The organism is Nocardia sp. NPDC051750 (assembly GCF_044453135.1).
In the GTDB taxonomy this organism is placed as follows: domain Bacteria; phylum Actinomycetota; class Actinomycetes; order Mycobacteriales; family Mycobacteriaceae; genus Nocardia.
Map to the genome: position 1 here is coordinate 295537 of NZ_JBITCK010000007.1, position 21633 is coordinate 317169.

The window sequence follows — 21633 nt, forward strand, 5'->3', positions numbered from 1 at the left end:
ATGTCAACAAACGTGGATGAAGCGGACGTTCTGGCAAATGAGGGTCGTCTGACGGCATCGTTAATGGAATCTGGACAGTACTGTCGTTGGATGTCGGACTGGGAGGTCGAAGCAAAATTTCGAATTGATGACGCTCGCGACGATCCTGGCGCCCTGTTGGAGCATATTCTCAGTGAAGCGCCGTTCACAGTCGATCGCGTCTGTGACGGCGATTCCATTGCTTACCCAGTCTATCGAGTCGACGACGGGCTGGAGTATTCGTTCTTTGTGTATCGAGGCGAGTCGCTTGTAAAAATAAAGCGTCACTCGATAGATGAATTATCGAAGGAATTTCCTGTCATGGTCTCGACCGAACATTTTCTCAAAGGGCCGAGTGCGCTACGTTGGCGCGCGTCCTTCAAAGAAGGATTGTTGGGGCCTTTGGAGAAGTGCCGCTCGAAGGTATTCGTACACGATTTATCGCTGGCGACATGCTTCTCTGCGGCTGTAACTGTTTGTCGCTATAAAGGCCACACGCAGAAGCAGTTCGAACTTGAGTACTACGGCTCTTCGATGTCGAACCAGGTCGGTTCGGTTTCCGAGATAGTCAAACGAGTTCGTCGGACGGCGCTGGCCATTCATAGGAGTGCGGTGGTAGATTTCGCGCCGACCACGGAAACAAAACTAGATTTCTTGCAGAGATATGTTCGCTCGGAAGTTCTTGTGGAGGAGAATTGAAATGAAGGAATCAGTGTGTATATCCGGTCCACACGGCGGAGGAAAGTCCTACCTTATCGACGCCCTGGTCAACGACAGTAATCTATTCAGGAAAACAACCTTTGAGATCGACTTCCTTTCGCAGTTCACGAGCTTTTCCTCGCTTCGCGACTGGGAGCGCAGCCTTATCCGTCTCTACCACCGAATATTCATGGCGTCGTTGACAGTCGATCGAGAACCTGGGCGGTGTGTGTTGATCAGCCGCGGACCACTGGATTCCGAAGCCTATATCGAAGCCTACTACAGGCTGGGGTGGATCGAGGATCCAGAGTACAAAGTTCTTCGGTCGATTGTAGATGTTATCCCGGCGCAACCTCCAACTATATTGCTGCTTCCAGATCTTGCATTGAACCGAAGGCGGCTTGATGGCAGGAGAAGTCAAGGTGTACGCGCGATGCGCGATACTGTCTTCTCAAGGGAGGATGCGCCTGAGTTTCTGATTGCACTCCACGCGGCGTTCCAAGATATGTCCGACCGCTCAAACGTGCTGACCATTTCGGACAATCAGGACGCGGAGCTGGACGCGGCGCTCGAATGGATAATGGAACCCAACGATCGAGAAGCAAGCTAATGGATTACGTATCCCAATTCGGTGCGCATGTCGATTCGGAGCCGGCGAACATGGCCTGGGATCGCCTGGCCTCGCGCTGGTGGTCTGACCGGCCCATTCATCGATTCAGTCACAGGCAAAAAATTCAGAATATTCTTCCGCTGATCAAGGACTATGACCATGTAATGGATGTTACCCGGGGTGCGTCAGTCGACGGCATCCTTGGTGTGGTGGCCGCGGGGCAAGGAAAGAGGGTCACAATCGTCAGTCCGAGCAACAACCATATTGCTGCGCTTAGAAGGTTCGCCGGTGAAAATGGAATCGACCCGAGCGTAATCGAGTTCGTTCATACGGGAAATGGCCCGCTCGAATCGCTCGATGTGAAACGGGCGGATTGTGTAACTGCACTCCATATTCTGGAACATGCAACACATCCTCGGTCTTTCTTGTCGTTCTTACGGGACCGGACCAGCAATCGATGCATACTTGCGGTACCCACGTGTGCAAATCCGACTGCATGGGTTCGTATGGGCGGTGATACCGACCCGTACGTATTCACGGCAGGCTCCCTTCAGGCTGCCGCCCGGGGGATCCGCCGAACTGCCACAGCCAAGATTCGAGGCAGGGCTGCAGTGACCGAATTTGTAAATGAATACGGAACCACCACGGTTCACCGGTGGTTCTTCCCATCGGCACTATTCGCGGAGTTGGAATGGTCAGGATTCCATATCGAACAGATGCGACCGGATAGCCTTGCAATCCCATGGTTGAACCGTTCGATTCAACTGTCGCAGATACTACAAGATCACCTTCCGGATGTGCTGACAAGCGGGCTGGGATTCGGAACTCATTTCGTGTTGAGGCCTGTCCCTGCGTGAATAACCGGTTCGTGGATGCCCGCGAACCGGCCCTCGCGCAAATCGCCGGCGAGGGGTACAACGCAGGCGGCTACCCGCACAGAAGGCGCTAGGTTGTCCCAAATCTGGTCGAGGAGCTTATCCCAGGATGCGTCGATAGCGACCTGGCTGGGTTTCCCGCTGGTCGAGATATTCTCAGCGTCTCCCGAGTATGTGGTTACAGCGTGACCCTGGCCAGGCTCTTGTCGAAGAATATGAAACATGTAGTGCTGCGCCATAGTCGTCCATCGGGTGTCCGATATGGCTCCAGATATGGTCACATCTTCGAAGTCGTCGCCCGCCCGTGACAGCACCGCCGTTATTCGAGGCGTATGGATGGGCGGATCCGGTTCGTACTCCAACCGGGATAGCGCGTGGAAGGCGCTGACACCCTGTGATAGCTCGGCGGCTACATCGGTAACCTGGGTGCCGTTGCCAACAATGACATGTTCTGAGTTTCTTATGATGGCGGTGTAGTGGCGCAGGGGATCAGACTGGTCTGGCGCTGACACATCACCAATTTCGAGGGTGTCGCGGTCGACGGAGACACGTCGAGAACGAGACTGGGGGCTCCTGCCAGTGAGCCAGTATGCCGCGAAGCTCACTCCCTGTGAGTCCTTGCCGATAGCGAGCGAACGGCCTGGATAGCAATACATTGACGCGAACTCATCAAGATTGGGCGTTCGTTCTGGGGGCATAGCCGATAGTCTATTACCTCGCGATTGCGAGCCCAGTGACGGGGTAGGCGTTGCCGACGTTGTGGTCATCAGTGCCTCGCACTAGATCTACTGTAGTCCTACCTGAGTAGTTTCCGAGCAACGTCCTGTTGTTTCGGGAGATTGAGATCCAGTCCCCTGGCCCTCTGCGTACGCTACCTGCATGGGCTACTGAGCATGCCGAGCTCAGATTATTCGGGTTGTCCGTTGAGCGCTCGGGTGATTTCAGGACGGATAGGATCATCCTCCAAATCGTTGACGACTGCGATGGTCATCGGCCGTGATGAAACGGTTGGCTCATCCATCGACGGCCGAGCTCACGACCCATCCTGATGGTGTCGAAGAAAGTTACATTCTTCGATTTCGTACAATTCTTCGATGTATCGCAGTATTTGAAGAATCCGGGCGCGCCTTTCTCGGGCCGGTCGTCGGTTCGTTGCGGAGTTTGTCAGGCACCGGTCCGAAGCCGGGATGCTCCGGTTCACGACCGGGAACTGTGCCGCCTTGCCCCCCTGCGCTCGTTGCAGGTGATTATACGAAGGGGCACTGGTCTCTCCCCTTGCAGTCGCCTGGACGGAAGTTATCACCTTTCGGCAGAGCGAGGGGCTACGGTGTTTTCGCATCAGTGTCGGTCGCCAGGAATGCGTCCCACTCAGCCGGTGTGAATACCAATGCGGGCCCGGTCGGATTCTTGGAGTCGCGCACCGCGACCGCGCCGCTATCGAGGTGAGCGACCTCAACGCAATCGGCCCCCCCACCGCTGTGGCGCGATTTGAACCACCGGGCGCTGGATAGATCAACGTTCACGGGGCAAAACTCCTCGCAATCTCTCTTATCAGGTCGCGGCTCGGCCGGGGGTCCGGTCCTGCCGCTTGCAGGGTGGCGAATGCTTGTCGAAATCCGAGCACATCCGTCTGCCCCTCTAGGTAAGCACTTCCCGTGTAGCTCTCGCAGTAGACCACCGGGGGTTCGGCCGCCCTGCCTCGTGTGTCCGCACCGAAGTCCATGATCGTGAAAGGCGGAACTGCGATCCCCAGCGGAACCCCGGCATTGAACGGCAGTATTCGCACCTCCACATTCGGCAGGGTGCCGATATCTGCCAGGTGTCGCAACTGGGCGGCCATCACTCGCCGATCGCCCACTACCGTCCTGAGTACGGTCTCATGGAGAACGAATGATGCGGTGGTCGGCTGGCGGGTACGGGTGAGAATACGCTGCCGCCGTACTCGGACCTGCACCCTGCGTTCCAGCTCGTCCTCGGTATCGTCCGGGAAGTAGCGGCGGTCGATCACCCGCGCATAGTCCGCCGTCTGGAGCAGGCCGGGGATTAGCAGAGGCTGATAGATCGTCAACTCTTGTGCTCCAGCCTCAAGACCAACGTAGAGGTTGAACCAGGACGGGATCAGATCCCCATAAGCGTGCCACCAGGACTTGGCCGGTGTTTGCTCGGCCAGCCCCTTGGCCACTGCCGCTTGGTCATCGTCGAGCCCGTAGCTCTCACACAGTGCGAGGACATCGCGTACCCGGACCCGCTCGGTCAGTCCGCGTTCCAGCCGGCTCAGCGTCGACTTGTTCCACTCCATCAGCGCGGCGGCCCGCTCCAGCGTTAGTCCAGACCCTTCCCGTGCCTCCTTGAGATAGCGACCCAGCTGCCGACGCGGCAGTGTCCCGCCCACCTCGAGCGACCGAACCTCCTTCACGCGCTCTCCTCCCCGTTGCATCCCAAGGTGATTGCTTGTTGCAGAACGCGCCGATCATAAAGTGTGTTGCTCAACACGGCATGGTGATTCGGCGGAATTTCCTTGACCAGCTGTTTTGTACTGCACTAGATCGAGCCTGGGCGGCAGTCTCATTGCGAAGCGATCCGATAAACACACCGGAGGTGCGCGAGATGAATACTGTTCCGCCCCTGAGCCATAGCGCTGTACCCGCCCTGACCGTTGATCGCGCACATCGGATCATGCAGGAGCACATCGACTGCCCGATTACGGTATGCCTCCTTAAATCTCAGGCCAAATCCGTTCTGGTGGACAATGAGCGGCTGGTCCCGGCGGACCGCCTGCAGTTCGGGTTGTGAGCCCCATGAACATGGACAGTCAGCTGCGCGAACTCGAGATCGGTGTGATCCAGGATGTAATCGACGCTGTGGACGCCCAACTGGGTGGAGCGCCGAATCTCACGGTGCCCCGCTCTAGGGTCTACGCCTCCGTCATCTATGCCCTCATGGCCAGCGCCGTGGACTCCGGTCACTTCGGTTCCGGGATGCTCGCCCACGCGCCGCTGCTGGATTCGATTCTGTCCGGCGACGAAGGTACGGCTCACGGCGCGCTGGTCTTTGCCACGCTGGTGGGCCTGAATGCACTCGACTGAAATCGGAGATGGCCCGCGCGTACCTCTCCGCCGAACTCGCTCGCATCCTTCGGCAGTCTTGCCCAGGACGTACTGCCGGCCGAGTAGCGGACACGTCGATGGCGAACGCTCCACCGCGCGGAATTCGTGGTTGTCTCATCGACGTGTTCGAGGGGACTGGATCTCATCGATTGTCGCGGTGACGAGGAGTTTGCCTCGGACGTGGGTCTCCACGAGTTCGGCGTACGCCCTGGGTGCTTGTTCCAGTGCGAACACTCGGCTGATGGTGGACGGTAGGACGCCGGTCATCGCTTGTGCGGCCAGGTGGTCCAGATCCCCGGGACTTGCGTGGCTGAGGACCCTTTCCACGGTGATATCCGTGCGTTCGAAATCAGCTGGGTCGGGGCTGGGGAAGGCCGCGTTGAGGAGTCGGCCTCCCGGCTTGATTGCCTCGCCGACTGCGACGAGTGCCGAGCCGGGTAGGGCCAGGTTCACCACGGCATCCACGCCGTGTGGGTAGCGCCGCAGCGTTTCGGTGACGGTGTCGAGAGTCCGGTAGTCGATCACCTCGGCGGCACCCAGCCCGCGTACATAATCCTCGTCTTCGGGCAGGGCGGTCGCAATGACATGTAGCTGCGCCGCGGTCAGTAACGGAACCGTGGCGCCGCCGACACCGCCCGCGGCGCCGATCACCAGTACGCGTTGGCCGGGAGTGACCCGGCCTGCGCGCACCAGGGCCAACGCGGTCAGCCCGGGGATCGGCAAGGTGGCCGCGTGTTCACGAGCCAGTCCGGGCGGCCGATGTGCGAGTGCCGGGGTGACCGCTTCGAACACGGCGTACTCGGCCATCGCGCCGGTGGTCAGTGACGGCGGGCTGGACAACATGGCCGCCATCGCCGCCGCTGCACGTGGTAGTCCCACGCCGAATACCTCGTCGCCGACTGCGAAGCGGGTGACACCCGCACCGATCTCGGCGACCGTACCCGCGAAATCGCTGCCCGGCACGTGGGGAACCGTCAGTGCCGCCGACTCCTTCAGCACACCGCTGAGGCTCCGCAGATCAGCTGGGTTGAGTGCCGCCGCACCCATCCTGATCAGCACCTGCCCCGCCCCGGGGCGCGGCACGGGAATGTCCTCGACCGACAAGCCCGCCGGTGATCCGTACTTCCTGGCTACAACGGCGCGCATCAACTTGACCATGTGGTCATCTTGTAGCGAAAATGACCGAGTGGTCAAGTTTGGTTAGGATCTGGAATATGCCCCGTGCCGACTCCACCCGTAACCGAAGCCTCGTCATCGAGGCGGCCGCAGCCGAGCTGGCCGAGTGCGGCCTCGAGGTCTCCATCGCACGGATCGCAGCCCGGGCGGGGGTCGCAAAAGGCACGGTCTTCAATCACTTCGCCAGCAAAGAAGATCTGATCGCGGCAATCTTCTGTGAACACTTCGCCACGCTGACCGCGACCGGGAAGGCCCTGCTTGCGCACTCCAGCCCGCGCGAGGCGCTACACGAATTCATCACTGCCGGAGCCGAACTGCAGGCCGGCGACCGCTCGTTCTGTGCGGCCACCGCCACCGCACGCGATCATCCGATGGTCCGACAGGCCAGCGACCACCTTGCCGATATCGCCGAGCAGCTGACCGCCCGCGCCAGGGAAGCCGGTGCGATAAGACCCGACATCACCGGCCGCGACATCATCCTTTTGCTCGGCGCCCCCGCCGGCATCGCCACCCCGGTCGCGGACATACGCCCGGACCTGTGGCGCCGCTATCTGAATCTGATACTCGACGCGTTGGGTCCGGAAGCGGCTCGGCCGCTTAATGTTGCCGCACCGACCAGCCAGGACTTCACCGCCGCGTCGAAGACCGGCAAAGCCGGAGCGACATGAGTTCGGGCCGTGGGGAGGCTCAGGGACGGATCACTGCCCGCCCATGGCGAAGCGCAGCAGTGCCTGCTTATCGCCCTGCTTGATCTTGCCCTTGCGGTTGAGCACCTCGAGCTGCCAGACATCGCCGTTGCGGAACGTCCGGGCCACGGCGTTCGCGTTGTCGGCGCCCAGCAGCGACGGCCAGATATCGGCCACCTGCTGGCTGCTGCCGCCGGACGCGTCGTAGACCTTGAACGAGATGTTGTTCGCCTTCTCGAAGGAACTGCCCTTCTTGAAAGCGGCCGCGACGAAGACGATCGCGTCGATACCGCCGGGGACATCGCTGAATGTGACGTGCACGGTTTCGTCGTCCCCGGCCGCCGCGCCGGTCTGCTCGTCACCCGAGTGCTGCACCGAGCCGTTGCCCAGCGGGTCCAGCGAATCCAGCCCGGCGAAACGGACGGGCTCGCTGCCCTGCATCAGGATGGCGATGAGGTCCAGGTCCACCCCCTTCTTGCGGCGTGCCCAGCCGAGCGCACCACCGCTGGCACCCGCGGAGGGATCCCAGCTGACTCCGACACTCAGCTTGGTGATCCCCGCGAGATCCGCTGCGCCGTCTTCCTTCTTGAGCGTGATCATGGCATTCACCGTACCGGCTGCGGGAGAACACCGGGTGACCGGCGAGTTCGCGGTTATCGACGGGCGGAATCCGCCGGCCGGTGCGGGCGTGGCCACGGGTGCCGGACGAGGCCTTCGACGCCTTCGTTGAAACGCTCCATCAGGCGGACCAACTGGTCGATGTCGTCGTCGGGCCAACCGGCGAGCGCGTTGTTCACCCCGCCTTGCTGCAGTTCGAGGTCGGCTTCGAACAGCCGGAGTCCCTTGTCGCTCGGCCGGATCTTGCGGGCGACGCCGCCGTCCGGGTCGGGGACACGTTCCACCAGGTCCTGGTCCAGCATCGCGGCGACCTGCCGGTTGATCGTGGACACATCCAGACGGAACGCCTCGGCGAGTTCGCGGAGCGACAGCGGCGATCCGAGTTGCAGCCGGGTGAGGATCAGATACGCGGATCTGTCCAGCTGGAACGGGGTCCTGCGACGTGCGGCCGGGTGGTGCCGGGACAGCAGGGTCAACTCCAGGACGAGTCGCGCCAGGACGGCAGGATCCCGGTGATCCGCTGTCCCGGTGGGCAGTGCCGAATCGGACATCCGGTCACTATGGCGTCTGATTCGTCCGTTTGACAAATTGTGCAGGGTACACACGGTATGTAACGTGCATAGGGTGACCGCCGTAGCCGACGACCCCTCCAGATCCGACGAACGGGGTCGTCCGGGCGTATCACCGACACTGTTGATCGCCACGCTCAGCACCATCGGCATTGTCGTCTCGCTCATGCAGACGCTGGTCGTCCCGCTTATTCCGAGCCTGCCCGCGCTGCTGAACACCACCGCCACCAACGCCTCCTGGGTGATCACGGTGACCCTGCTGGCCTCGGCGGTGTGCACACCGATCAGCGGCCGGCTCGGCGATATGTTCGGCAAACGCCGCATCCTGCTGCTCGATCTGCTGGCCATGGTCATCGGTTCGGTGCTGTGCGCGATGTCCTCGTCGCTGATCCCCTCGGTCGCCGGCCGCGCACTCCAGGGGGTGGCGATCGGCGCCATCCCGCTGGGCATCAGCATCATGCGCGACGAATTACCGCCGGAGCGCGTCGGTTCGGCCATGGCCGTGATGAGCTCCACGCTCGGTGTGGGCGGTGCGATCGGCCTGCCGCTGGCCGCCCTGATCGCCGAGCACACCGACTGGCACGTCCTGTTCTGGGCGGCGGCCGCGCTCGGCACGATCGGCGCCGGGCTGATCTTCCGGTTCGTTCCCGAATCGTCCGTGCGTACTCCGGCCCCCTTCGATTTCGGGGGCGCCGCGGGCCTGGCGACAGCCCTGCTCGCCCTGCTCATCGCGATCACCCAGGGCGCACAATGGGGCTGGACCAGCTCCTCGATCCTGACCCTGTTCGCGGTATCGATACTCGCCTTCCTCGGCTGGGGCCGCTACGAACTCGGTCGCCGTCACCCGCTGGTCGACCTGCGAATCTCCGCGCGACCCCGCGTGCTGTTCACCAATATCGCCTCGATTGCCGTCGGATTCTCGCTCTACGGCATGTCTCTGACCTTCCCGCAACTGCTGATGGCACCGGCCGAAACCGGTTACGGGCTGGGGCTCTCGATGGTCGCCGCCGGGCTCGCGCTGGCGCCCGGCGGTTGCGTGATGATGTTGCTCTCGCCGGTCTCGGCCCGGATCTCGGCTCGGTTCGGCCCCAAACTGACCCTCGGAGCCGGGTCGGCGGTGATCGGGCTCGGCTATCTGTGCGCCTCGGCGCTGATGGACAGCGTCTGGCAGATCATGCTCGCCTCGGTGCTGGTCGCGGGCGGTGTCGGACTCGCCTACGCCGCGATGCCCGCCCTGATCATGGGTGCGGTCCCGATCACCGAAACCGCCGCCGCCAACGGATTGAACGCTTTGATGCGCTCGGTCGGCACCTCCACCTCGGCCGCGGTGATGAGTGCCGTCCTGGCGAATATGACGATCACTCTCGGCAGCACGGTCCTGCCGTCCCGGGACGCGTTCCACACCACCTTCCTGATCTCGGTCACCGCCGCCTGTGTGGCCATCGCGCTCACCACACTCATCCCGATGCGGACGGATCCGGCGCCGGCGGCGTGATCGTGACCGAAAATACCGCGGCGGTCCGGCTCTCCGCCGGGCATGCTGAAAGCAGCCTCGCGGCACCACGAACGAGGCCGGTTTCTGGAGTAAGGGGAGCGGGGATGCACGCCGGATGGGCAGCGCGCGAGCGGAGGGGAAAACGGGCGCCGATCTGGTTCGCCCTGGTGGCAGTACTGATTGCGCTCAGCGGGTGTGCGCTGCCCGGGTCGTCCGAGGGCATCGTCGGTGAGCGGCTCACCGAATTCCCCGCCATCGACCCCGCCACGCTGACCCCGGAGCAGGCCAGGGTGGTTGCCGCCGCCGAAGCCGAATTCGCCGACCCGCGGCCCGGACCCGGCTACTCCGAAGGCAATTCCGAGCCCTGGTGTGCGAATTTCGTCAGCTGGGTGCTGCGGGCCGCCGGAATGCCGCTGGCCAACCCGAATTCCGGGTCGTGGCGGATCCCGGGCGTCTACACCCTGCAGGAGTACTACGAGAGCCGGAACCTGTTCGTACCGTTCGACCCGGCGTACCGGCCCGGCACCGGTGACGTGGTCCTCTACGGTCCGGACAGCCCCTATGGGCAGCACACCAATATCGTGCTGGTCGCCGAGAACGGGACGCTGACCACGATCGGCGGTAACGAAGACGACGGTGTGCGCATCGAACGATGGGAGCCTGCCGCTGTCGCCGATATCGAGATCGTCGGCTACGGACGGTTGTAGCCGGGCAGCCGCACGACCCCGAAACCTCGATCGCGTACCGTGACCTTCAGCGGTGGAGGTGAAGGTGTCGGAACGACTCATGGAACCGATCGAACTGGGCGACCCCGAATGGATCGACTACGCCGAATTCGGCAGGAGATTCGTCACACACGCGGTGACCGAATCACGGATCGAGGCGGCCGTCGCCGGGATCACCGGGCGCGGCCTCACCATCGGCCCTTTCAACCTCGGTCCCGCCGGGCTCGCCGGTTTCCTGGCCGAAGGCAGAATCGGCCGTCCGGTCGTGGTGCGCCGCGGTTCGCAGATCAGCTTCGACGTGCGGATACCGGTCTCGCTGGCCGCCAAGATCCTGCTCGGCGGCCGCCGGCTCCGGCTGGAAACCGTGGTCTCGATCGATCTCACCTTCCACGCCCGCACCGCCGATCCGCTGCTCATCGTGATCGATATCCCCGAGGTCCGGCGTTCGGATGTGAGTGTCCTGTTGCGCCTGGCCGCCGCCGATTCGGTGGCCGAATGGATGCTCGACCCGATTTCCGGGCTGCTCCAGCGCGAAGTCGCGAACCGGGTGAATACGATGCTGCGCGACCCGGGTGTGATGCGCAGCCGGATCTATGATGTCCAGGCCATCGTCGACGGCCGGCGTTCCCCGCACCGTAAGCGGACCGAATTCGAGTGGATCGACTACGCGGAATTCGGCCGCCGCTTCTTCCCGGGGCTCGTCACCCGGGAACGCCTCGGCGGTTTCGTGTCGTATCTGGCGGGCCGGCAGATCGAAATCGGCCCGCTGCGCACCGGCCCGCGCGCGGCGGCCGAGGTCACGGTACGCGGGGAGGTCGGTCAACCGCTGCTCATGGACCTGCCGCCGGTTCCTGCGGCCGGCGACGATTTCGCGCTGGTGCGTTTCGGCCTGACGGTCCCGGTATCGCTGGACATCACCGTGAACGTCCTCAAGGACAACCACTACCGGGCAGATCTCGAAATCCCGCTGATCCTCACCGCCCACGCCGCCGACCCGCTGCTGATCGTGGTCGACGTGGACCCTCCGGCCCGCGAACACGTCCGCCTCGAGTACGCGGCGCAGGGGATGCGCGCCGCCGCCCTGGGGACCCTGGCCGGGATCAAGAAACAGATCGTCGCCCAGGTGGTGCGGGTGGTCCGCACAGAACTGGCCGACCCCGCAACCCGCACCCTGGACGTAGCCGGACGAATCGACCGCCTGCTGTAGGTGTGGCCGGTACGTGGGAAGCCGCGCGGGCCGGGTCGGGATCCGCGCGCCGGAGCGCCGGGAAACGCAGTATGTGGTGCAATACCTCTACGTTCGAGGCTCCCGGCGCGCGCAGTGCTGATGGGGAGGCGCGCCGGGCACGTTTGTTGCCGATAGATCCGGTGTGCGAAGGAGTCCCGTGATGGTTTCTGGCCTGTCTCGTCGTGCTCTGCTCGGGTACACCGCCGCCGCGGCCGCGGCGGGGGCGGTGGGATCCACGTTCACGGGCCGGCGCGCCGGTGCGGCGTCGCTGGGTACGTTGCTCGATTACGCGGGGGGAGTACCGGCGGCCGCGGCGATCAAAGCAGCCGGGCATTCCGGTGTCATCCGGTATGTCTCGGATCGCCGGCCCGGCGCGGAATGGATGGCCGGAAAGCCACTGCTGGCCGATGAAGTGGCGGACCTGCGGGCGGCCGGGCTGGCGATCGTGTCCTGCTACCAGTTCGGCAAGGGGCCCACGGCGGACTGGCGTGGTGGGCTGGAAGCCGGTCGGCGCCACGCCGAGCGGGGGCTGGCGCTGCATCGGGCCGCCGGTGGACCGGCGGATCGGCCGATCTACGCCTCGATCGACGACAACCCCACGCCGGTCGATTTCGCGACCATGATCCTGCCGTATCTGCAGGGCTGGCAGGAGGTGGTGGGGCGGCAGAACACCGGCGTCTACGCCAACGCGCCCACCATCGAACTGGCCCGGGTGGCCGGTGTGGGTGCCTGGTTCTGGCAGCACGATTGGGGGACGCCGGCGGGTTTCGTGCATCCGGCGGCACATCTGCACCAGTTCGAGATCGACGATCGGACGGTCGACGGGGTAGGAGTGGACGTGAACAATGTCCTGGCCGCCGAATACGGAGCCTGGTGAACGGCGCTCGCCTATTTCTTCTGCGCCGGATGTTTCGACTGGTTGGCCACCATGAACATATAAACCAGCGGAACCACCGCGCCGCACAGGAACAGCAGCAGAGTCGGCAGGTCGCTACGGAGTGGGTAATCGCCGCCGGGCCCCCGGCTCGCGGCGATCAAGAAGGCTGCCAGCCAGGCGCCGACCGGCAGGAACAGCACCGACAGCCGGGTGTTCACCGTCGCCACCGCCCACACCAGGGCCAGATTCACCGGGCCGGCCAGCAGCGCGGTGATCGGTAGCGCCACCGCGCCGATATACAGGGGCAGGTAGAGGACCTCGAGGATCAGCGCGATCACCGCGTCCAGCATCAGGACCGCGATGATCACCGGGCCGGGGATACCGTTCACCGCCGCGGTGAACCATTTCCCCATTCGCGCCCGCACCCCAGGGGCCCGGGTGGTGGCCGCCGAATCGTCCACGGCGGCGGTCATCCGTGCGGCCGGGTTACCGACGGCGAACCTGCTGTTTCCCGCGCCGCGTGGGCACGGCCACCCGCGAATTCCCAGTGCTGCATGCGGACGAGTCTATTCGGCCGAGCGGTGGGTCCGAGTACGCGTACCGCCGCGGCCGCCGGTCTGCCGGTGGCCGCTCCTATCGGTCGAGTCCGGCGAAAAGGTCGTCTTCGCGGCCGTCCGCGCCGCGGTGCCCGGCCCGGCCGCGGACCAGCACATAGTGCTCCTCGGGCAGGACCGGCTGGGCGACCATGTTGGTGAGCGCGAATTCGCGGCCCGACGGCGCGACCGTGAGCTGCGTGGCGTGGGCACGCAGGGCCGCGCGTTTCCTCGTCAAGACCTCGGCGACGTCGATCGTCGTGGTCACCGAACTGCTCGGGACACAGGCCAGTTCGTTTTCCGCGGCCAATCGCCAGCCGGGCGGGAGGGCCCCGGGGAGGCCGTCGACGGTCCGCCGGGCCAGGGCCCGCAGATGATCGCGCAGGAGATCGGCGTCGGTCACGGTCCAGTAGAGCTTGGGAGTGTCCCAGCCCTGTCCGGCGGCGGCCGTCACGGCCGCGGTGGTGATGTGGTGTGCCCGGATATGGTCCGGGTGACCGTAGCCGCCCCGCGGGTCGTAGGTCACCACCACCTGTGGCCGCAGCCGCAGGATCACCTCGGTGAGCGCGGTGACGGCGGCCTCGCCGGAGCGGACGAACGCCCTCGGATGGTCGGCCGCCGGCGTCCCGGCCATGCCGGAATCACGCCAGCGTCCGGCTCCCCCCAGGAAGCAGGGTGGGCCGGCGCCGAGTTCGGCGAGCGCCCGGGTCAGTTCGGTGATGCGGAACCCGCCGAGCTGGTCGGCGCGGTCCGCGGCCAGACCGGCCCATTCCGTGCCGAGCACTTCGCCTTCTTCGCCGAGGGTGCAGGTCACGACCGTCACCGGCACCCCGAGGCGCCGGTAGTGTGCGATGGTGCCGCCGGTGGTGATGGATTCGTCGTCGGGATGGGCGTGCACCAGGAGCAATCCGCCCGGCCGGTCCGGCTCCGGCGGGGTCACGGCACCCGCCGCCACATGGCCGCATCGCCGAATATCCCGGCCTGGATCGCCCCGCTGAGCGAGGCGCCGTCCACCGACGGGCCGGCCGCGGCGACCACATTGTCCTGCACGATCGGCAGGACCGTGGATTCGCCCCACAACCGGGGTTCGGCCTCGCCCAGGGTGCGGGGCACCTCCACGCCGTGCAGCGCACCGTCGATCGCGGGCTGGAACTGAGGATCGCAGATACCGGACAGATTGCTGGGCGCCTGCCGCGCCGCTTCCACGGCCGCCGGAACCTCGGTTTCGGTCGCGTCGTCGTCGGCGGGCACGACCGGCGCCACAGGCGGGCACCCGTATCGAGAGGCCAGCGCGGTCGCGGGATCCCCGCCCGTCGCCTCCCAGCCGACGACGGCGTCGACGGTGTTCTCGACGAGGTCCTTGCCGTACAACTCGTCGGCCGGCAGGTTGCGCACCGAGGCGTCGATACCGGCGCTGCGCAGCTGGTCGGCGGCGGTGTTGGCGACGGCCAGCGCGGTGTCGTCACCGGTGACCGCGCCGATCCGGATCACCAGCGGTTCGCCGTTGCGGGCCAGCGAACGCGGCCGCGGCGCGGGGGAGGTCGCCGACACGGGTGGTGGTTCGGGTGCCCGGCCGAAACCGGCCTCGGCGAGCAGCCCGAATGCCTGCTCGGTGGTGAGCGGGGGCGGCTGGGTCGGTGCGTAGCCGGGGTCGGAGGGGGAGAGCACCTGCGCGCGTACCGGTTCCACCCAGTTCCCGGTCTGCGCCCCGACGGTGGCCAGCAGCGCCGGATCGAGCAGCGCGAGTACCGCGGTGCGGACCCGGTGATCTTCGAGTACGCCGTCGCGGCCGTTGAGGGTGAGCCGGAGCTGGCGGGACTGCGGCATGATCGCGGTCCGCACCGAGGGGATCGCGGCCAGCTGTGCTTCGGTGGCGACCCCGCCGTGCACCAGCGCCATCTGGGTATCGCCGTTGCGCAGCGAATCCGCGAGCTGCGCGGGAGTGCCGCCGCGGCGCAGCAGGATCTGGTCCGGACGGGCCGGGGTACCCCAGAACCGGTCGTTGCGTTCCAGCAGGATCTCGTCGCGGCCGGGATCAGCGGATTCGATGGTGAAATTACCGCCGGATACCGGTATCTGCTCGACCAGCGTGCGCTGGAATCCGCCCGGGGAATCCTTCATCAGATGCGAGGGCAGCAGATTCGCGAACAGCTGCGGCCATGCCGGGTACGGCTGGTTCAGCACCACCGTGACCGTTTTCCCGCCGCCCGAGGAGCGGACCTCGGAGATGAGCCGGTAACCGGCCGGGTCGATCACCCCGGGCTGGGTGATCATCTGCTGCCACAGGTACCAGAAGTCCTCGGCGGCGATGGGAGCGCCGTCGGACCAGTTGGCCTGGTCTTTCAACTGGTAGGTAATGGTGAATGGCGCCTGCGAGGTGACCGTGGCGGATTCGATCAGCGCGGTATCCGGCACCCACAGTGTCGCGCCGGGCGCCGCCGGATGGGGGGTCGGGCGGAACGGGCTCGGCAGCACCATGGCGGCGACCGCGGAGGTCGCCGGGGACTGGTTCGACCGCAGATGCGGGTTGAAGCCGATCCCGATATCGTCCACGGCGACCACGACCGTGTTCTTTGTCGGCTGCGCCGGTTCGGTTTTCGGGCTGTCCGTACTGGCGATGGGCGGCGGCGGGTCGGCGGTGCACCCGGCCAGTACCGGGATGAGCACCGTCGACAGCACCAGCAGCCCGCGCCACACCGCGCGCCTCCCCGAAATCATCCTCGGGACTCTACCCAAACCCGTGCCACCACGTTCGCCGCGAAACCGGCTACAGCGCGGCCCGGTCGCGGGCCTTGCGGCGGGACAGATCCCGCGCCCGCTCATTGGCGCCCAGCACGACCTTGCGCACCCGCACGACTTCCGGCGTCACCTCGACGCATTCGTCGGCGGCGCAGAATTCCATGGCCGCTTCCAGGTCCAGCTGCAGCGGCTTGGCGAGCGTCTCCATCACATCCGCGGTGGAGGAGCGCATATTTGTGAGCTTTTTCTCCTTGGTGACATTGATATCGAGGTCCTCGGCCCGGGGATTGACCCCGACGACCATGCCCTCATAAGTGTCCGCGCCCGGTTCCACGAAGAACTGCCCACGGTCCGCCAGCTGGATCATGGCGAACGGGGTGACGCTGCCGGACCGGTCGGACACCAATGACCCGGTGTGCCGGGCCCGGATCTCGCCGGCCCACGGTGCGTAACCGTGCGAGACGGCATTGGCGATACCGGTGCCGCGGGTCTCGGTCAGGAAGTCGGTACGGAACCCGATCAGCCCGCGCGAGGGGACGATGAACTCCATCCGCACCCAGCCCGCGGCGTGGTTGTTCATCTGCACCATCTTGCCCTTGCGGGCGGCCAGCAGCTGGGTGATGGCGCCCAGGTATTCATCGGGGCAGTCGATGGTGAGCTCTTCGTAGGGCTCGTGCACCTTGCCGTCGACCTGCCGGGTCACCACCTGCGGTTTGCCGACGGTCAGTTCGAAACCCTCGCGCCGCATCTGTTCGACCAGGATGGCCAGGGCGAGTTCACCGCGGCCCTGGACCTCCCAGGCATCCGGCCGGCCGATATCGAGCACGCGCAGTGAGACATTGCCCACCAGTTCCTGGTCGAGCCGCGATTTCACCATGCGGGCGGTGAGCTTGTGACCCTGCACCCGGCCGACCAGCGGCGAGGTGTTGGTGCCGATGACCACCGAGATGGCCGGTTGGTCCACCGTGATGCGGGGTAGCGCGACCGGTTCCTCCGGATCGGCGAGGGTATCGCCGATCATGATGTCGGAGATACCGGCGACGGCGACGATATCGCCGGCCACCGCCACCTCACCCGGCTGCCGCTCGACGCCGACGGTCTGCAGCAGTTCGGTGATCTTGACGTTCTTCACTCCGTCGGCATGCATCCAGGCGACGTTCGCGCCCTTGCGGAGCTCGCCGTTGTGGATCCGCACGAGCGCGAGCCGGCCCAGGAACGCGGAGGCGTCGAGGTTGGTGACATGGGCCTGCAACGGCGCGGCCGGATCGCCCTTGGGGGCGGGGATGTTCTCCAGCAGCACCTCGAACAGGGCATCCAGGTTCTCCGCGTTCGGCACCTCGCCGTTCTGCGGCTGCTCCTTCGACGCCTTGCCGGCGCGACCGGAGGCGTAGAGCACCGGCAGGTCGAGGGCGAGTTCCGCGGCTTCGGCGGCGTCGTCGTCGAGGTCGGAGGCCAGGTCCAGCAGCAGGTCGTGGCTTTCCTCGACGACCTCGGCGATCCGCGCGTCGGGACGGTCGGTCTTGTTGACCACCAGAATCACCGGCAGGCTCGCCGCCAGTGCTTTGCGCAGCACGAATCGGGTCTGCGGAAGGGGGCCCTCCGAGGCGTCGACCAGCAGCACCACGCCGTCGACCATGGACAGGCCGCGCTCGACCTCACCGCCGAAATCGGCGTGGCCGGGGGTGTCGATGACATTGATGACGGTGACGCTGCCGTCCGGATGGTGCCGGTGTACGGCGGTGTTCTTGGCGAGAATGGTGATGCCCTTCTCGCGCTCCAGATCGCCGGAATCCATCACTCGATCGACGAGTTCGGCGCGTTCGGCGAAGGCGCCGGACTGCCGCAGCATGGCGTCGACGAGCGTCGTTTTGCCGTGGTCGACGTGTGCCACGATGGCGACATTGCGAAAATCGCGTGCAGACGACACGCCGGTTCCTCCTGCTGGTTGGCTGTTGCTTATCGGCCGGGACCCTGAAACAGGGAGATACGGACTCACCGGGCATCCTGGGCCGGTTCTACCCTACCGGTGCCGAGGTGGGCCGGTAGCGTCGCCCAAAGGTAAGGGTATGCTAACCCGCATGGGCAAGGTCAAGGCGAAAGAGGTGTCGAGCCTCAAGCCGAAGAAGAAGTGCTGTCGCAAGAAGACGCGCTGTGTGAAATGCCCTGTGGTCATCATGCGGATGAAGCGCCTGGAGGCCACGGGCGCCACCGGTAAAGAGTTGAAGAAGGGCTTGAAAAAGGCGCGGGCCGCCTGAAGCGATTTCCACCGACCCGTGATTCACCTTCGCTTCGGCATCCGCCACCGAGCTCGGCAGTGGGTTGTTGTAGGAACGGGATTGCGGGGTACCTCGGCGATATGACCACATCACTGCTCACCGAAACCGAGATCACCGACGCACTGGACACTCTTCCCCACTGGTCGCGGGCCGGCGATGCGCTCACCCGTACCGTAGAGGCGTCCTCGTTCCCGGCCGGAATAGATCTCGTCCGCCGCGTCGCCGAGGCCGCCGAAGCCGCGAACCATCACCCCGATATCGATATCCGGTGGCGCAAGGTCACCTTCACGCTGTCCACGCATTCCGCGGGCGGGCTCACGGCACTGGATGTGGGGATGGCCCGGGAGATAGACCGGCTTGCGGGGTAGGGGTGCGGGACACCGTCCGGCCCGCCCAGATGGTCCAGCCGTAGAGGGCCAGCACACCGACCGCGTCGACGGCACCCAGCCACGACCAGACCCCCCACCGGGAGATCGTCCAGATCGAGTCCTGCAGGAACGACAGCACCCACGGGGCGCCCAGCAAGGTCGTGAACAGCCAGTACCCGGCCAGGATCTTCGCGCCCGGTACCTCGCGGAACGGTCCGTAGACCAGCCACAGGACGGCCGGCAGCAACCAGCCCCAGTGATGTGACCAGGAAATCGGCGAGATCATCAATCCGAACAACTGGACGATCAGCGCGGTACCCAAGAGATCGTCGCGGCGCAACGCCCGCCACGCGAACCAGCCCAGCGCACCGGTGACCAGCACGCCGGCGATCCACCACGGACCGGTGCCGACATCGCTCCCCAGCAACCGGCTCAGCGCACCGCGCAGCGACTGGTTCCACACCGAACCCACCGGGCCGATCCGGTCGGCATCGCCGAGCAGCGTCCCGAAGTACCGCCGGGTCTCCTCGGGATTGAGCAGGAAGCTGCTCGCGACGGTCAGTCCGAAAACCACGCCGGACCAGATCGCCGCCGCCCAGCGCCGCCGCGCCAGGAAGTACACGCCACTGATCGCCGGCGTCAGCTTGATTCCCGCGACCACGCCGACCAGCGTTCCCGAGATCCACCAGCGGGTACTGCGGATCGCCAGCATGACGCCGAGCATCAGGAAGATGTTGACCTGGCCGTAGTCGATGGTCGTCCGCACCGGTTCGAACCACAGTCCCACCGCGGTCCACGCGACGGTTGCGGTACGCCACCGCGGCTCGGCGAGTGCCTCGGGGCCCAGCAGTAATTCGAACGCGATCCGCACCACCCAGTAGAGAGCGGCGACGATCGCGAACAGCCACAGCACGGCGACCACAGTGAACGGCAGGAAATGCAGCGGGAAGAACACCACCGCGGCGAACGGCGGATAGGTGAACGGCAGCGGGAAGTCGGGAGTCTTCTCCGCGTAGGTGAAGTCGTACAGATGGTCGGTGAGCAGTGACGCCGAACCGTCCACGTACACGTGCAGATCGACCAGGTTCATCCCGTTGGGTGTCAGCAGCATCCACAGCAGCCGCGCCAGGACGGTGATCCCGAGCGCCACCAGGGCCAGGCGAAATGGTGTGAATCGCCGAGGATCGGTCCGGGCGCTGGGCTGATTCAAGACAGGGAGCTTTCGAGTCGGTCCGGGTCGGCAGCCGGACCCGGCGCGGGTTGCGCGCATCGGCAGGAGTTTCCGGCCCGGAATACATTAACCCGACCGTTGTCCGGTCCCGCGCGACCGGTTGGCTCGATCGTGTGCGGGTGTCGGGTGGCGCAACGGTGACACGGACGAGCCCCGAGTGAGCAGTGCCCGAGCGCAGCGCTGTGCAACATGTACGCTGATCGCGACTCCGGACCTCCGAGCAGGGGACCGGGCTGTCGATGCCCGCCGACGGGGAAGGCGCCGACCGGCAACCTCAGGGTGCCGGCGGAACCGGCTCGGATAACGCGGGAACCGAGGTTCATGCCCTGGTCGGGGTGTGAATCGAGGAGGCCCGAGAAGGGCGGTGTCCGACAACCTTCTGGGTTGTCGGACACGCTGTTAGAGTGACGCCGAAACAATGACTCTTCGGCGTCACCCCAGATGTACCCGAGGTAAGGACGGCCAGACCAGTGCTTCGCACCCGAGGATCGCGGATCGCAATGTCCGCGCTCGCCATTGCGGCGGGCGCCTCCCTTGTGGCGCCGGCGACAGCCGTTGCGGCCCCGGCCACCGAGGCGTCGGTGAACAGTGTCCCGATGGTCCCCGAAGGGGTCCCGGTCGACGTTCTCGCCGCCCTTGCCCCGGCCATCGTCAACGCGCCGGCCCCGGCCGCCCAGAACATCGCCGCGCCGGGAAGCCCGCAGGCAGCCATCCTGGGCCAGGCCCGCGTCCTGCTGGACACGATGAATCTGCCCCCGCAGATCAAATCGACGTTGGAACGGGTCATCACGTTCCTGGACGGCAGCGGCGGCGGCGGACCCGATATCCCCGAATCCGGGCCGGCGATCGCCCAATTCCTCTACCCGACGATCGGCAAGGGCTGCATCGCCCCGTCCGGCGATTCGGTCGGCACGGCGCTCGCGGTCCCCGGCCCGGCGCAGCTCCCGCCGCCCGGACCGGCCGCCGGTCAGACCGGTTTCGTATTCACGGCCCTGGGCACGGAACGTCCCACACCCGAACAGCCGCAGGCGATGACGGTGCAGTGGCGCAATATCGATACCGGCGCGGCGGGCACCGAGGTGCTGACCGATGAGGCGAAGATCAACCCGGACGGGCCGGCGACGCTCTCGGCCATCGCGAACACGGGCACGGGCCGCATCGTCGCGGTGATCGGCGGCGGGCTCACCACGCAGGCCACCGAAACCGAAGCGCGCACCTGCTCGTTCGCTCCGACCCTGGGCTTCTTCACCGTCGGCTGACGTTTTTGGCCCGCTGGCGCGCGCGTGATGGGACCGCCGAGGGCCTCGCTGGACTCGGCGCTGTTGCTGGGCGGGTCAGGGATGCTGTGGTAGACCGGGGGCTATGGCGACTGTCGAGAACTCGCACAAGTCCAGCCTTCGGAGTCGGCGTTCGTCCCGGTCGATTCTGTCGATCCGCTCCGAGGGATCCATTCTGTCGATCGGATCGGCCTATTCCATCCTGTCGATCGGCAGCGCCGGATCGGTGCTGTCGATCGGTTCGATCGGGTCCTTCGGATCGCTGATCTCCAGCGGATCGTTCCTGAGTCTGGGGTCGGCGCTTTCCGGATTGTCCCGGTGGTCACTGCTGTCCTGGATGGGCGACCATTCCAGTCCGGACGAACGGCCCGGGCTGCGGGTGGTCGCGGACGAGCCGGACCTTCGGGTCGCCCCGACTCGCCACTGTCAGACCTGAAGCGAGTTTCGGCGCCGCCCGCGCCGTTGA

The 21633-nt window shown here is 65.5% G+C and carries 25 protein-coding genes; 14 read left to right on the forward strand and 11 right to left on the reverse strand.

Features of this window, described 5'->3' with window-relative positions; genetic code table 11:
- Genes ACIA75_RS29295 through ACIA75_RS29305 form a run of 3 tightly spaced genes read left to right on the forward strand, consistent with a single transcriptional unit; the run spans nt 1 to nt 2184 of the window.
- Complete coding sequence (locus ACIA75_RS29295) at nt 1-717, forward strand: hypothetical protein (RefSeq protein ID WP_397109677.1); 717 nt, start codon at nt 1-3, stop codon at nt 715-717.
- Between the two features lies 1 nt (nt 718).
- On the forward strand, nt 719-1327 hold the full coding sequence (locus tag ACIA75_RS29300) for a hypothetical protein (protein ID WP_397109679.1): 609 nt from the start codon (nt 719-721) through the stop codon (nt 1325-1327).
- The gene (locus ACIA75_RS29305; RefSeq protein WP_397109683.1) at nt 1327-2184 is read left to right on the forward strand and encodes a class I SAM-dependent methyltransferase; all 858 of its coding nucleotides are present in this window, start codon (nt 1327-1329) and stop codon (nt 2182-2184) included. The genes ACIA75_RS29300 and ACIA75_RS29305 overlap by 1 nt, the downstream gene beginning before the upstream one ends.
- Here the strand turns inward: ACIA75_RS29305 and ACIA75_RS29310 are convergent.
- The 3 genes from ACIA75_RS29310 to ACIA75_RS29320 all read right to left on the reverse strand — a co-directional run bounded on the left by ACIA75_RS29310 (nt 2154) and on the right by ACIA75_RS29320 (nt 4618).
- Nucleotides 2154-2900, reverse strand: a complete 747-nt coding sequence (locus tag ACIA75_RS29310) for an IMP cyclohydrolase (protein ID WP_397109685.1) — start codon at nt 2898-2900, stop codon at nt 2154-2156. The genes ACIA75_RS29305 and ACIA75_RS29310 overlap by 31 nt on opposite strands.
- 624 nt (nt 2901-3524) lie before the next feature.
- Nucleotides 3525-3725: a DUF397 domain-containing protein gene (locus ACIA75_RS29315; protein ID WP_397109687.1), complete on the reverse strand. Its 201-nt coding sequence runs from the start codon at nt 3723-3725 to the stop codon at nt 3525-3527.
- Nucleotides 3722-4618 (reverse strand): helix-turn-helix domain-containing protein, encoded by an 897-nt coding sequence (locus tag ACIA75_RS29320; protein ID WP_397109689.1) that lies wholly within the window; start codon nt 4616-4618, stop codon nt 3722-3724. The genes ACIA75_RS29315 and ACIA75_RS29320 overlap by 4 nt, the downstream gene beginning before the upstream one ends.
- Before the next feature lie 35 nt (nt 4619-4653).
- Here ACIA75_RS29320 and ACIA75_RS29325 point away from each other — a divergent pair, with 35 nt between their 5' ends.
- Nucleotides 4654-4995 carry a hypothetical protein gene (locus tag ACIA75_RS29325; RefSeq protein ID WP_397109691.1) on the forward strand — a complete coding sequence of 114 codons (342 nt, stop codon included), beginning with the start codon at nt 4654-4656 and terminating at the stop codon, nt 4993-4995.
- A 5-nt stretch (nt 4996-5000) separates the two neighbouring features.
- On the forward strand, nt 5001-5288 hold the full coding sequence (locus tag ACIA75_RS29330; protein ID WP_397109693.1) for a hypothetical protein: 288 nt from the start codon (nt 5001-5003) through the stop codon (nt 5286-5288).
- A 135-nt stretch (nt 5289-5423) separates the two neighbouring features.
- Here the strand turns inward: ACIA75_RS29330 and ACIA75_RS29335 are convergent, their stop codons facing one another.
- Nucleotides 5424-6467: an NADP-dependent oxidoreductase gene (locus ACIA75_RS29335; protein WP_397109695.1), complete on the reverse strand. Its 1044-nt coding sequence runs from the start codon at nt 6465-6467 to the stop codon at nt 5424-5426.
- Between the two features lie 20 nt (nt 6468-6487).
- On the opposite strand from ACIA75_RS29335, the gene ACIA75_RS29340 reads away from it, so the two are divergent.
- Nucleotides 6488-7153: a TetR/AcrR family transcriptional regulator gene (locus tag ACIA75_RS29340; protein WP_397109697.1), complete on the forward strand. Its 666-nt coding sequence runs from the start codon at nt 6488-6490 to the stop codon at nt 7151-7153.
- Nucleotides 7154-7183: 30 nt separating this feature from the next.
- Here ACIA75_RS29340 and ACIA75_RS29345 read toward each other — a convergent pair whose 3' ends face one another.
- Together ACIA75_RS29345 and ACIA75_RS29350 are read right to left on the reverse strand one after the other, a co-directional pair.
- Nucleotides 7184-7771, reverse strand: coding sequence for a TerD family protein (locus ACIA75_RS29345; RefSeq protein ID WP_397109699.1), 588 nt, complete (start codon nt 7769-7771; stop codon nt 7184-7186).
- A gap of 53 nt (nt 7772-7824) precedes the next feature.
- Nucleotides 7825-8340, reverse strand: coding sequence for a MarR family winged helix-turn-helix transcriptional regulator (locus tag ACIA75_RS29350; protein WP_397109701.1), 516 nt, complete (start codon nt 8338-8340; stop codon nt 7825-7827).
- Between the two features lie 73 nt (nt 8341-8413).
- Between ACIA75_RS29350 and ACIA75_RS29355 the strand changes: the two genes are divergently transcribed.
- From ACIA75_RS29355 to ACIA75_RS29370, 4 genes are all read left to right on the forward strand, one after another.
- Complete coding sequence (locus tag ACIA75_RS29355; protein ID WP_397109703.1) at nt 8414-9853, forward strand: MFS transporter; 1440 nt, start codon at nt 8414-8416, stop codon at nt 9851-9853.
- A 104-nt stretch (nt 9854-9957) separates the two neighbouring features.
- Entirely contained in the window at nt 9958-10560 is a 603-nt protein-coding gene (locus ACIA75_RS29360; RefSeq protein WP_397109705.1) for a CHAP domain-containing protein, read from the forward strand.
- A 64-nt stretch (nt 10561-10624) separates the two neighbouring features.
- The gene (locus ACIA75_RS29365; RefSeq protein WP_397109707.1) at nt 10625-11785 is read left to right on the forward strand and encodes a hypothetical protein; all 1161 of its coding nucleotides are present in this window, start codon (nt 10625-10627) and stop codon (nt 11783-11785) included.
- Between the two features lie 181 nt (nt 11786-11966).
- Complete coding sequence (locus tag ACIA75_RS29370) at nt 11967-12683, forward strand: DUF1906 domain-containing protein (protein ID WP_397109709.1); 717 nt, start codon at nt 11967-11969, stop codon at nt 12681-12683.
- Nucleotides 12684-12694: 11 nt separating this feature from the next.
- Here the strand turns inward: ACIA75_RS29370 and ACIA75_RS29375 are convergent, their stop codons facing one another.
- The 4 genes from ACIA75_RS29375 to typA form a co-directional block, all read right to left on the reverse strand.
- On the reverse strand, nt 12695-13156 hold the full coding sequence (locus ACIA75_RS29375) for a hypothetical protein (RefSeq protein ID WP_397109711.1): 462 nt from the start codon (nt 13154-13156) through the stop codon (nt 12695-12697).
- 160 nt (nt 13157-13316) lie between these two features.
- Nucleotides 13317-14216 (reverse strand): N-acetyl-1-D-myo-inositol-2-amino-2-deoxy-alpha-D-glucopyranoside deacetylase, encoded by a 900-nt coding sequence (gene mshB / locus ACIA75_RS29380; RefSeq protein ID WP_397109713.1) that lies wholly within the window; start codon nt 14214-14216, stop codon nt 13317-13319.
- Nucleotides 14213-15994: an ABC transporter family substrate-binding protein gene (locus tag ACIA75_RS29385; protein WP_397109715.1), complete on the reverse strand. Its 1782-nt coding sequence runs from the start codon at nt 15992-15994 to the stop codon at nt 14213-14215. Before ACIA75_RS29385 ends, mshB begins: the two co-directional genes overlap by 4 nt.
- Nucleotides 15995-16043: 49 nt before the next feature.
- Nucleotides 16044-17942 carry a translational GTPase TypA gene (gene typA, locus ACIA75_RS29390; protein WP_397109717.1) on the reverse strand — a complete coding sequence of 633 codons (1899 nt, stop codon included), beginning with the start codon at nt 17940-17942 and terminating at the stop codon, nt 16044-16046.
- Between the two features lie 151 nt (nt 17943-18093).
- Here typA and ACIA75_RS29395 point away from each other — a divergent pair, with 151 nt between their 5' ends.
- Both ACIA75_RS29395 and ACIA75_RS29400 read left to right on the forward strand, forming a co-directional pair.
- Nucleotides 18094-18270: a hypothetical protein gene (locus ACIA75_RS29395; RefSeq protein WP_168443446.1), complete on the forward strand. Its 177-nt coding sequence runs from the start codon at nt 18094-18096 to the stop codon at nt 18268-18270.
- A 101-nt stretch (nt 18271-18371) separates the two neighbouring features.
- The gene (locus tag ACIA75_RS29400; RefSeq protein ID WP_397109720.1) at nt 18372-18659 is read left to right on the forward strand and encodes a 4a-hydroxytetrahydrobiopterin dehydratase; all 288 of its coding nucleotides are present in this window, start codon (nt 18372-18374) and stop codon (nt 18657-18659) included.
- Here the strand turns inward: ACIA75_RS29400 and ACIA75_RS29405 are convergent.
- Nucleotides 18607-19869 carry a mannosyltransferase gene (locus tag ACIA75_RS29405; protein ID WP_397109722.1) on the reverse strand — a complete coding sequence of 421 codons (1263 nt, stop codon included), beginning with the start codon at nt 19867-19869 and terminating at the stop codon, nt 18607-18609. The genes ACIA75_RS29400 and ACIA75_RS29405 overlap by 53 nt on opposite strands.
- 521 nt (nt 19870-20390) lie before the next feature.
- On the opposite strand from ACIA75_RS29405, the gene ACIA75_RS29410 reads away from it, so the two are divergent.
- Both ACIA75_RS29410 and ACIA75_RS29415 read left to right on the forward strand, forming a co-directional pair.
- Nucleotides 20391-21149 carry a hypothetical protein gene (locus ACIA75_RS29410; protein ID WP_397109724.1) on the forward strand — a complete coding sequence of 253 codons (759 nt, stop codon included), beginning with the start codon at nt 20391-20393 and terminating at the stop codon, nt 21147-21149.
- Nucleotides 21150-21252: 103 nt separating this feature from the next.
- On the forward strand, nt 21253-21603 hold the full coding sequence (locus ACIA75_RS29415; protein ID WP_397109726.1) for a hypothetical protein: 351 nt from the start codon (nt 21253-21255) through the stop codon (nt 21601-21603).
- Nucleotides 21604-21633 lie beyond the last annotated feature (30 nt).

Coding starts and splice junctions, on each gene's coding strand:
- ACIA75_RS29385 (WP_397109715.1), bottom strand. CDS start 15,994: ATGATTTCGGGGAGGCGCGCGGTGTGGCGCGGGCTGCTGGTGCTGTCG.
- ACIA75_RS29400 (WP_397109720.1), top strand. CDS start 18,372: ATGACCACATCACTGCTCACCGAAACCGAGATCACCGACGCACTGGAC.
- ACIA75_RS29335 (WP_397109695.1), bottom strand. CDS start 6,467: ATGGTCAAGTTGATGCGCGCCGTTGTAGCCAGGAAGTACGGATCACCG.
- ACIA75_RS29350 (WP_397109701.1), bottom strand. CDS start 8,340: ATGTCCGATTCGGCACTGCCCACCGGGACAGCGGATCACCGGGATCCT.
- ACIA75_RS29310 (WP_397109685.1), bottom strand. CDS start 2,900: ATGCCCCCAGAACGAACGCCCAATCTTGATGAGTTCGCGTCAATGTAT.
- ACIA75_RS29410 (WP_397109724.1), top strand. CDS start 20,391: ATGTCCGCGCTCGCCATTGCGGCGGGCGCCTCCCTTGTGGCGCCGGCG.
- ACIA75_RS29340 (WP_397109697.1), top strand. CDS start 6,488: ATGACCGAGTGGTCAAGTTTGGTTAGGATCTGGAATATGCCCCGTGCC.
- ACIA75_RS29330 (WP_397109693.1), top strand. CDS start 5,001: ATGAACATGGACAGTCAGCTGCGCGAACTCGAGATCGGTGTGATCCAG.
- ACIA75_RS29415 (WP_397109726.1), top strand. CDS start 21,253: ATGGCGACTGTCGAGAACTCGCACAAGTCCAGCCTTCGGAGTCGGCGT.
- ACIA75_RS29295 (WP_397109677.1), top strand. CDS start 1: ATGTCAACAAACGTGGATGAAGCGGACGTTCTGGCAAATGAGGGTCGT.
- ACIA75_RS29375 (WP_397109711.1), bottom strand. CDS start 13,156: ATGACCGCCGCCGTGGACGATTCGGCGGCCACCACCCGGGCCCCTGGG.
- ACIA75_RS29305 (WP_397109683.1), top strand. CDS start 1,327: ATGGATTACGTATCCCAATTCGGTGCGCATGTCGATTCGGAGCCGGCG.
- ACIA75_RS29360 (WP_397109705.1), top strand. CDS start 9,958: ATGCACGCCGGATGGGCAGCGCGCGAGCGGAGGGGAAAACGGGCGCCG.
- ACIA75_RS29300 (WP_397109679.1), top strand. CDS start 719: ATGAAGGAATCAGTGTGTATATCCGGTCCACACGGCGGAGGAAAGTCC.
- ACIA75_RS29345 (WP_397109699.1), bottom strand. CDS start 7,771: ATGATCACGCTCAAGAAGGAAGACGGCGCAGCGGATCTCGCGGGGATC.
- ACIA75_RS29395 (WP_168443446.1), top strand. CDS start 18,094: ATGGGCAAGGTCAAGGCGAAAGAGGTGTCGAGCCTCAAGCCGAAGAAG.
- ACIA75_RS29370 (WP_397109709.1), top strand. CDS start 11,967: ATGGTTTCTGGCCTGTCTCGTCGTGCTCTGCTCGGGTACACCGCCGCC.